Source organism: Propionivibrio soli (assembly GCF_025770765.1).
In the GTDB taxonomy this organism is placed as follows: Bacteria; Pseudomonadota; Gammaproteobacteria; order Burkholderiales; family Rhodocyclaceae; genus Propionivibrio; species Propionivibrio soli.
In genome coordinates this window covers 15196-27661 of sequence record NZ_JANZKY010000018.1, presented here as the reverse complement: position 1 = coordinate 27661, position 12466 = coordinate 15196, and the positions used below count along the sequence as shown (strand labels likewise).

Annotated in this window: 14 protein-coding genes; 1 reads left to right on the top strand and 13 read right to left on the bottom strand. The window is 56.2% G+C overall.

What is annotated here, in order from left to right; genetic code table 11:
* Position 1: 1 nt before the first annotated feature.
* The 7 genes from NZ453_RS19170 to rpoE form a co-directional block, all read right to left on the bottom strand.
* Positions 2-358 (bottom strand): DUF4845 domain-containing protein, encoded by a 357-nt coding sequence (locus NZ453_RS19170; protein ID WP_263772504.1) that lies wholly within the window; start codon positions 356-358, stop codon positions 2-4.
* A gap of 12 nt (positions 359-370) precedes the next feature.
* Positions 371-1159, bottom strand: a complete 789-nt coding sequence (gene lepB / locus NZ453_RS19165) for a signal peptidase I (protein ID WP_263772503.1) — start codon at positions 1157-1159, stop codon at positions 371-373.
* Positions 1160-1169: 10 nt separating this feature from the next.
* The gene (lepA, locus tag NZ453_RS19160; RefSeq protein ID WP_263772502.1) at positions 1170-2960 is read right to left on the bottom strand and encodes a translation elongation factor 4; all 1791 of its coding nucleotides are present in this window, start codon (positions 2958-2960) and stop codon (positions 1170-1172) included.
* 68 nt (positions 2961-3028) lie between these two features.
* On the bottom strand, positions 3029-3295 hold the full coding sequence (locus NZ453_RS19155; RefSeq protein ID WP_263772500.1) for a glutaredoxin family protein: 267 nt from the start codon (positions 3293-3295) through the stop codon (positions 3029-3031).
* Positions 3292-4719: a DegQ family serine endoprotease gene (locus tag NZ453_RS19150; protein WP_263772499.1), complete on the bottom strand. Its 1428-nt coding sequence runs from the start codon at positions 4717-4719 to the stop codon at positions 3292-3294. The genes NZ453_RS19155 and NZ453_RS19150 overlap by 4 nt, the downstream gene beginning before the upstream one ends.
* Positions 4720-4786: 67 nt before the next feature.
* The gene (locus NZ453_RS19145; RefSeq protein WP_263772498.1) at positions 4787-5239 is read right to left on the bottom strand and encodes a SoxR reducing system RseC family protein; all 453 of its coding nucleotides are present in this window, start codon (positions 5237-5239) and stop codon (positions 4787-4789) included.
* A 7-nt stretch (positions 5240-5246) separates the two neighbouring features.
* Positions 5247-5846: an RNA polymerase sigma factor RpoE gene (gene rpoE / locus NZ453_RS19140; protein ID WP_263772497.1), complete on the bottom strand. Its 600-nt coding sequence runs from the start codon at positions 5844-5846 to the stop codon at positions 5247-5249.
* A 202-nt stretch (positions 5847-6048) separates the two neighbouring features.
* On the opposite strand from rpoE, the gene nadB reads away from it, so the two are divergent.
* Entirely contained in the window at positions 6049-7632 is a 1584-nt protein-coding gene (gene nadB / locus NZ453_RS19135; RefSeq protein WP_263772496.1) for an L-aspartate oxidase, read from the top strand.
* Here the strand turns inward: nadB and NZ453_RS22245 are convergent.
* The 6 genes from NZ453_RS22245 to NZ453_RS19110 form a co-directional block, all read right to left on the bottom strand.
* On the bottom strand, positions 7629-8069 hold the full coding sequence (locus NZ453_RS22245; protein WP_420851687.1) for a protein YgfX: 441 nt from the start codon (positions 8067-8069) through the stop codon (positions 7629-7631). The genes nadB and NZ453_RS22245 overlap by 4 nt on opposite strands.
* Positions 8070-8101: 32 nt before the next feature.
* Positions 8102-9340 (bottom strand): beta-ketoacyl-ACP synthase II, encoded by a 1239-nt coding sequence (fabF, locus tag NZ453_RS19130; protein ID WP_263772495.1) that lies wholly within the window; start codon positions 9338-9340, stop codon positions 8102-8104.
* 103 nt (positions 9341-9443) lie between these two features.
* The gene (gene acpP / locus NZ453_RS19125) at positions 9444-9680 is read right to left on the bottom strand and encodes an acyl carrier protein (protein WP_263772493.1); all 237 of its coding nucleotides are present in this window, start codon (positions 9678-9680) and stop codon (positions 9444-9446) included.
* A 124-nt stretch (positions 9681-9804) separates the two neighbouring features.
* The gene (gene fabG, locus NZ453_RS19120; protein ID WP_263772492.1) at positions 9805-10548 is read right to left on the bottom strand and encodes a 3-oxoacyl-ACP reductase FabG; all 744 of its coding nucleotides are present in this window, start codon (positions 10546-10548) and stop codon (positions 9805-9807) included.
* Positions 10549-10551: 3 nt separating this feature from the next.
* Positions 10552-11490, bottom strand: a complete 939-nt coding sequence (gene fabD / locus NZ453_RS19115; protein WP_275983294.1) for an ACP S-malonyltransferase — start codon at positions 11488-11490, stop codon at positions 10552-10554.
* 15 nt (positions 11491-11505) lie between these two features.
* Positions 11506-12465 (bottom strand): beta-ketoacyl-ACP synthase III, encoded by a 960-nt coding sequence (locus tag NZ453_RS19110; RefSeq protein ID WP_263772491.1) that lies wholly within the window; start codon positions 12463-12465, stop codon positions 11506-11508.
* Between the last annotated feature and the right edge of the window lies 1 nt (position 12466).

The window sequence follows — 12466 nt, the reverse complement described above, 5'->3', positions numbered from 1 at the left end:
TCTAGTCGCGCCCTGCCGACGAACCTTCAAAATCGATCAACAGGCTAACGTTGTAGAAAAGCGGAATGCGCCGCTCGTATGCAAATGCGATCACAACGCGGTTCCCGTCCTTGGAAATATCGAGGTCCGTGCCCTTGATATCTTTCAGGTAGTTAACATCCGCATACCGATCGAAAGCGGCGCGAATTTCTGGCACTGTTTTCCCGGACGAATCGGCGGCAATCGATTTGACGCTCTTGACGACCTTGAAATAGTCGACGTACTCGGGCACCACCTTCATTCCCAGCACCGCCAACAAGGCGATGACGATACCCCAGAACAGTACTCCAGAAAGCGCAACACCACGCTGGTTTTTCACAGCGGACCTCCCCTATTTGAACGAGCCGATCCGTTTCAGATCGCCCAGATTAAGCCAGATGAAAAACGCCTTGCCAACAATGTTCTCCTCCGGAACGAAACCCCAGAAACGGCTATCGCGGCTGTTATCCCGATTATCGCCCATCATGAAAAAGTGGCCTGGCGGAACAGTGCAAATGACACCGGAGTTATTGTAGAGGCAATTGTTGCGCTGAGGAAACCGCGATACGTCGGAGATAAATGCTGGTGCATCATCATCGTTGAGAATCTGGTGCTCAACACCGTCGGTCTTCTCTACGAATTGCTTCGAGTAATACAAGCGTTCCGGGTGAAGATAATCGTCGATGCGAGTCGTTTCGACCGGTTTGCCGTTGATAGTAAGCCGCTTGTTCTGATACTCGACTTTATCGCCAGGAACGCCGATAACGCGCTTGATGTAGTCGAGTGACGGGTCTTCTGGGTAGCGAAACACCATAACATCACCGCGCTTGGGTTCACCCACGTCAATGATCTTCTTGTTGATCACCGGCAGCCTAATCCCGTATGTGAACTTATTGACGAGAATGAAATCGCCCACTTGAAGCGTGGGAATCATCGATCCCGAAGGAATCTTGAACGGCTCGACAACGAAAGAACGCAGAACGAAAACAAGCAGGATGACCGGAAAGAAACTAGCCCCATATTCCACCCACCAAGGGTCTTTAGCACCGTGAGCCCGCCGCTTGCGGAAAACCAGCACATCCGCGGCCCAGGCAGCTCCCGTGACCACGAGCAGGCAAAATAGAATCAACGCAAAATTCACTTAGTCTCCCCTACTTTCCGATACGCAGTACGGCAAGGAACGCCTCCTGCGGAATCTCGACCGAGCCGACCTGTTTCATTCGTTTCTTGCCGGCTTTTTGTTTCTCAAGCAATTTTTTCTTGCGAGTAATGTCCCCGCCATAACATTTTGCGAGCACGTCCTTGCGCAATGCCTTCACGTTTTCGCGCGCGATGATATTGGAACCGATCGCGGCCTGAATTGCCACGTCGTACATCTGGCGTGGAATCAGCTGCCGCATCTTGGCCGCAAGCTCCCGTCCCCTGAAGACCGAATTTGCCCGATGCACGATCATCGACAACGCATCGACCTTCTCGCCATTGATCAGGATGTCGAGTTTCACCACGTCGGCGGCCCGGAACTCCTTAAAGTCGTAGTCAAGCGAGGCGTAGCCGCGCGAAACGGACTTCAGTTTGTCGAAGAAGTCCATGACCACCTCGGCCATCGGCATTTCATACACGAGCTGAACCTGTCGGCCATGGTAGGTCATATCCACCTGATTGCCACGCTTCTGATTGCACAGGGTGATAACGTTGCCGACGTAATCTTGGGGGACGAAGACCGTAATCGTAATGATCGGTTCGCGGATTTCGTCGATCTTGGTGAATTCGGGCAGCTTTGCCGGATTCTCGACCTCGACCACCGACCCGTCACGCATAAGGACTTCATAAACGACCGTCGGCGCAGTGGTGATCAGATCCTGGTCAAACTCACGCTCCAGCCGTTCCTGCACGATCTCCATATGGAGCAGGCCGAGAAAGCCGCAACGAAAGCCGAAGCCGAGCGCTTGCGAGACTTCCGGCTCGTAATGCAGGGACGCATCGTTGAGTTTCAGCTTTTCCAGTGATTCGCGCAAGGAATCGTATTGATTGGCCTCGACGGGATACAGGCCCGCGAACACCTGCGACTTGATCTCCTTGAATCCTGGCAGCGGTTCCGATGCGGAGCGATCGGCCAGCGTTACGGTATCCCCGACTTTGGCCGCTTGAAGCTCCTTGATGCCCGAAATCACATACCCCACTTCGCCGGCAGAGAGGGCGTCCCGCTGCATCGCCTTGGGCGTAAAAACCCCGACCTGCTCGCACAGATACGTCGAGTCATGCGCCATGAGACGAATGCGGTCTTTGGGACGAAGGCAACCATCAACAACGCGTACGAGCATCACGACGCCGACATAGTTATCGAACCAGGAATCAATGATCAACGCCTTGAGCGGAGCGTCGACATCGCCTTTCGGAGCCGGGATGCGCTCGATGATTGCTTCCAGAATATCCTCGACGCCCAAGCCCGTTTTGGCGGAGGCGAGAATCGCGTGCGATGCGTCGAGGCCGATGACGTCCTCGATTTCCGTCCTCGCATTGTCCGGTGCGGCAGAAGGCAGGTCGATCTTGTTCAGGACCGGAAGGACCTCGACACCAAGGTCGATGGCCGTGTAGCAATTGGCCACTGTTTGCGCCTCAACCCCTTGCGAAGCATCGACGACAAGAAGCGCTCCCTCGCACGCGGAAAGCGAACGCGAGACTTCATAGGAGAAGTCCACGTGTCCCGGCGTGTCGATGAGATTCAGGTTATAGACCTCGCCATTGCGCGCCTTGTACTGGAGGGCAGCGGTCTGGGCCTTAATCGTGATCCCACGCTCGCGCTCAATGTCCATTGAGTCGAGGACTTGGGCCTCCATTTCGCGATCCGACAACCCCCCACACAAGTGGATGATGCGGTCGGCGAGCGTCGATTTCCCGTGGTCGATATGAGCGATGATGGAGAAGTTACGGATCCGTTGCATGCGAGGCGGCACTGAAAAAAAGGGTGCCGGCAGGCACCCTTTGTTCGATTTGTCGTAAAACGCGGATTCTAGCGGATTTCGTCCAAATGATCACGGACTTTGGCGGCATTCAGCACATGGCGGCACAACTCATGTTCTTCGTGAAGAAGCACGGGGACCGACTCGCCGTAGCGCTCTTCCAAAGTTGGGTCACTGTCCACATCGACCACGACGAGGCTGACAGCCTTCCCTTCGATGAGAGGAAGCAGCGCAGCCTCCATTTCCTCGCAAAGGTGACAATAAGTCCGCGAGAGAAGCCTCAGTTCGATCCTCCTGCTACCAACAGCGCCAGTCACTTCGGGAGCCCCTTGATCGTAACAAAGGTCTGCAATTCCCCGCGCTTTACCAGCAACGTCACATTCGCTGTGCGATCAAATTGCGCAAGAAGCTTGTTGAACTGCTCCGCGCCCCTGATTTCGGTCGTTTCGCCACGAGCAATCAAGGCAAGGATTATGTCGCCGACGCGCAAATCCGCCCGCGCGCTATTCCCCCGAATATCGTCGACGACGAGTCCGCCATTCACTTTCAATTCACGCTTCTGTTCGGGAGTCAGTTCAGAGACAACTAGGCCGAGCCGGTTTGCAGCCTGCTCGGGCGCTTTTCCTGCCCGTCCGACACGTACCGTCTGCTTTTCTTCAGGCGTTTCACCCACCACTATATTAAGGTCACGCACCGCGCCTTTTCGCCATACCTGCACCGTGGCCTTTGCCCCAGGCTTCGTTCCGCCAACGATGCGGGGCAGATCTCCTGAGCTCGCGACGGCCTTGCCGTCGAATTTCAGAATAATGTCTCCAGGCTCGATCCCTGCCTTTTCGGCCGGCCCGTCTTTCTCAACCGCATTGACCACGGCGCCCTGAGGCTGGCTTAAACCAAACGACTCTGCCAAGTCCTTCGTCACCTCTTGGATTACAACGCCGATCCGTCCTCGACTCACACGGCCGTTCGCCTTCAACTGGTTTTGGATATCCATCGCGACGTCGATCGGGATTGCGAAGGAAATACCCATGAAGCCACCGGAACGGCTATAGATCTGCGAATTGATGCCGACCACCTCGCCGTTCATGTTGAACAAGGGTCCCCCGGAGTTACCCGGGTTCACAGCGACATCTGTCTGGATGAACGGGACGAAATTCTCTTGCGGCAGCGACCGGCCCTTCGCGCTCACGATACCCGCCGTAACGCTGTTCTCGAATCCGAATGGTGATCCAATCGCCACAACCCATTCTCCGACACGAAGCACATTGGGATCACCCATCCGTACAGTCGGCAAACCAGTCGCATCAACCTTAATCAGTGCTACGTCCGTTCTTTTATCTGCCCCGATGACCTTGGCTTTGAGTTCCCTTTTGTCCGTCAGACGCACGGTGATTTCATCAGCCGAATCCACAACGTGAGCATTCGTAAGGATATAGCCATCGGCACTCACGATGAAGCCGGAGCCTAAGGAACGGCTCTCGAACTCTCTTGGCTTATTCGGCAAGCCCGGAATCCCCGGTTGCCCACGAAAAAAACGGCGGAATAACTCCGCCATCGGATCGTCTTCCGGAAAAGACGGCTGCTCTCCACGAGAACCTCCACGGACGATCTGCGTCGTGCTGATGTTTACCACGGCCGGCCCCTGCCGTTCGACCAACTCTGAAAAATCCGGCAATGACCTGCCTTGTGCTTGGGCGGCCAAGGAAAGCACGACAAGAAAAAACGCCGCAAGGATGTGTTTCATAGAGAGGCGAACCCTCCGCAAGTGAAAAACGACTGTTGCGGACGACATGTGAGCGGCCGCGAGAAAATCAATGGCGGATATAAGGTCTTCCGGGTTGCTGGAGATAGCGTTGAACTACGCCGGAACGAAGCGTGACAAACCCCACCAAAAGCCCGGCAACAGCCCCGCCAATCGCTCCTCCGTCACCGGCGGCGAACATACCAAAGCCGGCTCCCGCAAAGAGGGCCATGAGCGGAATGCCGTAAGCCGCAGCAGCAACCCGCCGAACGGCGCCCACAGGAACCGTTAGCGTCACTTTTTCCCCGACTTCGGCGCCGGCGTCATTCAATACGTCGAAGCTTCGTGAATCACTGCAAAGCATGCGGCCGATGTTGTTCCCGCCGCACCCGCCCTCCTCGTGGCACCGCCCGCACCCCACATCGTTCACGCGAACGGTAGCGTACCCGCCATCGACCGCAATTACAGTCCCACTGGCGTCGATACCGGGCGGAGAGTGAAGCTCGCTTTCGCTGAGAAGCACGCAAAAACTACCAGCGATGGTCCGGCGCCGTGTCGAGCAGCGGTCGAAGCTTCTCGGCAACGGCTTCCCGCGCGCGGAAAATCCGCGACCGAACGGTTCCGATCGGGCAATTCATCTCTTCGGCGATTTCTTCGTAGCTCAGCCCTTCGATCTCACGCAACACAATCGCATTGCGCAACTCCTCCGGCAACGCTTCCATCGCAGCATTGACTGTCTGCCCGATTTGCTTCGACTGCAGCAGCCGCTCAGGTGTATTGATATCCCGCAACTGATCCGCGTCTTCAAAGGTTTCGGCTTCATCAGCGTCGAAATCGGTTGAGGTCGGAGCACGCCGCCCTTTGGCCACCAAATAGTTTTTGGCGGTATTGATGCCGATTCGATACAGCCATGTGTAAAACGCGCTCTCGCCGCGAAATGACGGCAATGCGCGATACGCCTTGATGAACGCCTCCTGGGAAACGTCCTCAACCTCGGCGTGGTCCCGTATGAAGCGCGACAACAAGCGCCCAAGCTTGCGCTGGTACTTCTCCACCAACTGCTCGAAAGCCTGCTTGTCGCCTGCCTGTGCGCGCTCGACCAATTCCTGGTCAATTTCGCGTTCGTTCATGCTTTATGGATTCCCTGTCGGACTCGGTTCTATGCGTACCGACAGAGTATAACGCAACCGCAATTTCGACGCCGTGATCGTGCATAACCTTTGCATTCACGTGGTCTTCACGCTCCCAAGGGATGGATCACCAGCTCCTCAGCGCTTAATTCGGCAGGAAGCGCGTGATATAGTAGTCCGCCTCAACTTCAGGGACTCCGACGTGGCACTTCGTTTTGACGTTCTCGTTATTGGCGGCGGGCTCGCAGGCCAATCGGCAGCTCTGCGACTTGCAAAAACCCATAAGGTCGGCCTGATCAGCAAGCGCAGCCTTGAAGAGAGTGCTTCCAGCCGTGCGCAGGGGGGAATCGCGGCGGTGCTGGACAGTCAAGACTCGATCGAGGCCCATATTCGGGACACGATTACCGCGGGAGCATTCCTGAATAGCCCTGAGGCAACGCGTTTTGTCATCGAGAATGGGCGCCGAGCCATCGAATGGCTGATCGAACAAGGCGTTCCCTTCACCCGCGAGGAAGGCGGGTACCACTTGACGCGCGAAGGCGGTCACAGCGCGCGAAGAATCATTCACGTTGCAGACGCAACGGGCATGGCCGTCCAAGATACGTTGACGAACAAGGTTCGGCAGGAACCGAACATCACAGTGCTCGAAGACCATATCGCCATCGACCTCATAACAGGGGACAAATTGGGACTGGCAGCAAAGCGCTGCTATGGAGCCTATGCCTTGGACACCGTCAGCGGAGAGGTGGTCACTATTGGCGCTCCGCACACTCTTATCGCCACTGGCGGCGCGGGCAAGGTTTATCTGTACACGACCAGCCCCGATACCTCAACGGGTGATGGCATTGCCATGGCGTGGCGAGCAGGTTGTCGTGTAGCCAACATGGAATTCATTCAGTTTCATCCCACCTGCCTGTACCATCCACAAGCGAAATCCTTCCTTATTTCCGAAGCCGTGCGCGGCGAAGGTGGCCTTCTCAAGCTGCCGGACGGGACCCGATTCATGCCGGAACACGACTCACGTGCCGAGCTTGCTCCACGCGATGTAGTGGCCCGGGCGATTGACTTCGAGATGAAGAAACGGGGGCTTGACTGTGTCTATCTCGACATTTCGCACAAGCCCGCCGAATTCCTGCAAGAGCATTTCCCAAACATTCTTCGCCGCTGCCTGGAGTTCGGCATTGACATAACCCGGCAGCCCATTCCTGTCGTACCGGCGGCCCACTATACCTGCGGCGGAATCGTGACTGACTTGCATGCCCGGACGAACATCCCGGGTCTTTATGCGGCGGGAGAAGCGTCCTGTACCGGGTTGCATGGCGCAAACCGATTGGCGAGCAACTCTCTTCTCGAGTGCCTCGTGTTCTCGGAAGCTGCAGTGAACGACATCCTCGCGCAGCCGGCGATGAGCTTGCCGGATCTACCCGAGTGGGATGCGAGTCGCGTTTCGGACCCCGACGAGGAGATCGTCATTTCCCACAACTGGGACGAGTTGCGACGCTTCATGTGGGACTACGTCGGCATCGTGCGCACCACCAAGCGTCTGCAACGAGCTCAGCATCGGATCCGCTTACTGACACGGGAAATCGACGAGTACTACTCAAACTTCCGGGTCAGCCACGATCTTATCGAACTTCGCAATCTCGTTGTCACAGCGGATCTTATCGTTCGCTGCGCCTTGCAGCGCCGAGAGAGCCGTGGCCTGCATTTCAGCCGCGATTATCCGGGAATGCTTCCCACGCCTGAAAACACGGTCCTCCGACGGCATTTCCCGCGCCCCCTTTAAGAGTCTGCGGCAACTTTCGCTGTCGGCCGTTTTTCACGGTGCCATCGCAGCCAGACTCGGAGTTGCCGAAACTCCGCTGAAGTCATTTGATCGGGCAGCAAGGCTGCACTTGCCACCAGTTTTCGGTCCTCAATACGGGCACGCAGGGCAACCCAATAACGGGTCGCCGACGTTTCAGGAAGAACCGTAAGCGCTAGAGCCTGACCATCTTGGAGAATCCACTCGGCACACTCCGCGCTTGTTATGCGCAGACCTGCTATTGAGGGGCGGCGCCAAACAAACAGTGTCGGAATCGAAACCAAGATGAGAAGCAGGAAACGCAGAGTAACCGGAAGCGGCAAAGCCAAGAGGCAAATCGCCGCTGCTCCGTGCATGGCTGTAACGCTGGCGAGGAGAAGGCGGGAGCGGCGCAGTTGTATCCGGATTGGAAACTGCACCGCCCGCTTCCGTGAAGCAGAGATGCGGGCTACTAAACCCGTTTGAAGGCGAGTGTGGCGTTCGTTCCGCCGAACCCGAACGAATTGGAGATCGCAACGTCGATGCGCATCTTCCGAGCCTCATTCGCACAATAATCGAGGTCGCATTCCTCGTCTTGATTAAAAATATTGATTGTCGGCGGCGATACCTGCTGTTGAATCGCAAGAGCCGAGAAGACAGCCTCAATACCTCCCGCAGCGCCGAGAAGATGCCCCGTCATCGATTTCGTCGAATTAACGACCAAGGATTTGGCATGTTCGCCAAAAGCCCGCTTGATTGCGATCGTTTCAGCCTTATCACCGAGCGGAGTGGACGTACCATGTGCATTCACATACTGGACGTCAGCCGGACCCACACCAGCGTTCTTCAGGGCATTCGTCATACAGCGAGCAGCGCCCTCGCCATCTTCGCACGGTGCAGTCATATGGTTTGCGTCAGCGCTCATTCCGAACCCGGCAAGCTCAGCGTAAATCTTCGCACCCCGGGCTTTGGCATGGTCGTACTCTTCCAGCACCATCACGCCAGCCCCTTCACCGAGGACAAAACCATCCCGGTCTTTGTCCCACGGACGGCTTGCCGTCGCAGGATCATCGTTGCGAGTCGAGAGCGCACGCGCCGCGCAGAAACCACCCAAGCCCAACGGAGAAACCGTACACTCCGCACCTCCAGCAACCATGATGTCAGCGTCGCCGTATTCAATGAGGCGAGCGGCATCACCAATACTGTGCGTCCCGGTCGAACAGGCACTGACCAGAGCGATATTGGGCCCCTTGTACCCATAAAGGATCGACAAGTTGCCTGAGATCATGTTGATAATCGAGCCAGGGACGAAAAACGGCGAAATTTTCCGAACACCAGAGGCAACGAACTCGTCTCGCGTCACTTCGATCATCGGCAATCCGCCGATCCCTGAGCCGATCGAAACCCCGATCCGATCGGCATTCGCCGGATGGGCCTCGAGTCCTGCATCCTTGATCGCCTGAATCCCGGCCGCCATCCCGTAGTGGATGAACGTATCCATCCGTCGCGCATCGCGCGCCGGGATGTATTGGGTCACATCAAACCCTTTGACTTCGCCCGCGATCTGAACTGGGAACGACGACGCGTCAAACCGAGTGATCCGATCGATACCTGAACGTCCGGCAAGAATGTTCTGCCAAGCTTCTTCGACAGTATTCCCGACCGGGGAAATAACTCCCAGGCCGGTGATGACGACTCTACGACGTGCCAATTTCTTCTCCGGGGAAACGGGAAAGCATTGAAAGAAAAAACGGGAGTGTTTACTCCGCGGACGGCATGACTATCCGCCGCCCACGGGTATCCCGCGAGAAAGACTATTTCTTGTGGTTTACAACGTAATCGATCGCTTGCTGGACGTTGGTGATTTTCTCGGCTTCATCGTCCGGGATCTCGCACTCGAATTCTTCTTCGAGCGCCATCACCAGTTCAACCGTATCCAACGAATCCGCGCCAAGATCGTCAACGAACGAGGACTCGTTCTTGATATCCGCTTCATTAACGCCGAGTTGCTCGGCGACAATTTTCCTGACGCGTTGTTCGATATTTTCCATCAAAATGCTCCTTCTCAAGGTTCATGTGTGAAACAAAGCCGCGCTATTCTACCAAAATGACCGGTCCCTTCCAAACGAGCGGGCGAACCGGTCCGCGTCGCCCACTATCTCTAAGCTTGTGGATTTACTCCATATGCATGCCGCCGTTCACGTGGATTGTGGCGCCGGTAATGTAGGCTGCAGCGGGAGAGGCAAGGAAGCCGACGGCGGCTGCGATATCCTCTGGCTGGCCCAAGCGTCCCAACGGAATACCGGCCACAAGAGCCGCCTTCTGCTTTTCTTCCAGAACTTTCGTCATACTGGTGTCGATAAATCCCGGTGCGACACAATTTACCGTGACGTTCCTGCTCCCCAGTTCCCGCGCCAACGAACGCGACATCCCGCTCACGCCTGCTTTCGAGGCGCAGTAGTTTACTTGCCCGGGATTTCCTGCGTGACCAACGACGGACGTAATATTGATAATCCTGCCGCTACGCGCCTTCATCATCCCCTTCATTACCGCGCGAGACATGCGGAACACGGATTTCAGGTTCGTCTCGATTACGGCATCCCATTCCTCGTCCTTCATCCGCATGGCAAGGTTGTCGCGCGTAATTCCGGCGTTGTTCACCAAGATGGAAACAACCCCATACTCCTTTTCGATCCGGGTAATCGCTGCCTCGATCTGTTCGGGGTCACGGACGTCCATCACCAAACCACGTCCCGGGATGCCAGCCTCGGAGAGAGCCGAACTGATTCGTTGCGCGGCTGCTTCGTTAATGTCAGTACCGATAACCGTCGCACCTTGACGGCCGAGCACAAGGGCAACAGCCGAGCCGATACCTTGTGCTGCGCCTGTCACAAGCGCAACTTGACCTTGTAGCACCATAAATTACTCCAGGTTGAGATTGGCTTCGATGGAAGCTAAGTCGGCCAGCGCGATGCCATTCACGCTTTCGACACATCGCTTGGTGAGGCCGGCCAACACTTTACCGGGGCCACATTCGGCCACCGCTGTTACGCCCATCGTCGCGATCTTCTGCATGGTTTCAACCCACCGCACCGGAGAAAACGCCTGACGAATAAGGGCATCCTTAATTCTTTCTGGAGACGATTCAACAGCCACATCTACGTTGTTCACGACCGTGATTTTCGGAACAGCAAACTCCAAAGTCGCCAAGCGGTCCGCCAATTTCTCGGCTGCCGGGCGAATCAATGAGGAGTGAAACGGAGCCGATACAGGGAGAAGTACCGCCCGCTTGGCACCTCGCGCTTTGCAGCCTTCGCATGCCTTTTCCACAGCAGCCTTGCTTCCCGCGATTACCGTCTGCCCCGGACCGTTGAAATTTACCGGTTCGACGACGCTGTCGGCACCGACTTCCGCAATCGCTTCAACACAGGCTTCCCGGATCTTGTCGTCATCCAAATTCAGAATAGCTGCCATCGCGCCGGCTCCCGCCGGCACGGCTTCCTGCATTGCCGTAGCACGCAGCCTGACTAGAGGCACAGCGTCCTTGAACGCGATCACTCCCGCCGCTACCAGAGCGGAATACTCGCCAAGGCTGTGCCCGGCAACAACGGACGGAACCCTTCCTCCTTTATCAAGCCAGAGACGGTACACGGCCACACCAGCAGTCAGCATCAACGGCTGCGTATTAACGGTTTGAGCAAGAGCCTCAGACGGACCGTCGATCATCAGTTGCCAGAGGTCCTGGCCGAGCGTATCGGATGCTTCAGCGAACGTCGAACGGATAACCGCTGAATCGCCATATGCGGACATCATTCCCACCGACTGGGACCCTTGCCCTGGAAAAACGAAAGCAAACGTCATGATTACTCCCCTTTGCTAGTACTCGGCCAGGACAGCGCCCCAGGTAAACCCTCCCCCGACGCCTTCAAGCATAATCTTCTGGCCTCGTTGCAAGCGGCCGTCCTGTATAGCCGCATCCAACGCCAGCGGAATCGACGCAGCGGACGTGTTTCCGTGTTTTTCCACGGTAACAACAACTTTATCCATAACGAGCCCAAGCTTCTTCGCCGTGGACTCGATGATTCGAATGTTGGCTTGATGCGGAATTAGCCAATCTATCTTGGAAGAGGCGATTTCCGCAATGGCGCAACACTCGGTGGCTACTTCAGAAAGCACTTTGACCGCGAACTTGAATACCGCCTGTCCGTCCATCCTGAGGAACGGATCACCAATGACTTTTCCACCGCAGACACTACCAGGGACCGATAGAATCCGGTTATAGGAGCCATCCGCATGCGCGGCTGTTGCCAATATCCCTGGCCTTTCGGAAGCTTCAAGCACAACAGCACCAGCGCCATCGCCGAATAGCACGCACGTTGCTCTGTCTTCCCAATCCAGGATGCGGGAGAACACTTCTGCGCCAATGACCAGCGCTTTTCGATGGCTGCCGGAACGGATGAACTTGTCAGCGACACCTAGGGCATAAACGAAGCCACTGCAAACCGCCTGAATATCAAAGGCCATCGCACCACGATTCCCCAGCTTTTCCTGTATCAAGCAGGCGGTACTTGGAAAAATGAAATCGGGTGTTGATGTTGCGACGATGATGAGATCAAGATCCGCTGCTTCGACATCGGCAGAGTCAAGGGCTCGCTTGGCGGCTTCATAACCGAGATAGCTCGAAGTGCAACCTTCGTCGGCCAGATGCCGAGCCCTAATTCCGGTGCGTGTGATAATCCAGTCATCGTTGGTGTCCACCCCCCGTCGTACAAGATCCTCGTTGCTTACGGGTTGCCCTGGCAAAAAACTCCCAACGCCTGCGATGCGAGCATACATA

What these genes read in the sequence shown, in the direction of transcription:
- lepA (WP_263772502.1), bottom strand. Translation starts at nt 2,960, where the DNA reads ATGCAACGGATCCGTAACTTCTCCATCATCGCTCATATCGACCACGGG.
- NZ453_RS19150 (WP_263772499.1), bottom strand. Translation starts at nt 4,719, where the DNA reads ATGAAACACATCCTTGCGGCGTTTTTTCTTGTCGTGCTTTCCTTGGCC.
- rpoE (WP_263772497.1), bottom strand. Translation starts at nt 5,846, where the DNA reads ATGAACGAACGCGAAATTGACCAGGAATTGGTCGAGCGCGCACAGGCA.
- acpP (WP_263772493.1), bottom strand. Translation starts at nt 9,680, where the DNA reads ATGGAAAATATCGAACAACGCGTCAGGAAAATTGTCGCCGAGCAACTC.
- fabG (WP_263772492.1), bottom strand. Translation starts at nt 10,548, where the DNA reads ATGGTGCTACAAGGTCAAGTTGCGCTTGTGACAGGCGCAGCACAAGGT.
- fabD (WP_275983294.1), bottom strand. Translation starts at nt 11,490, where the DNA reads ATGACGTTTGCTTTCGTTTTTCCAGGGCAAGGGTCCCAGTCGGTGGGA.
- NZ453_RS19110 (WP_263772491.1), bottom strand. Translation starts at nt 12,465, where the DNA reads ATGTATGCTCGCATCGCAGGCGTTGGGAGTTTTTTGCCAGGGCAACCC.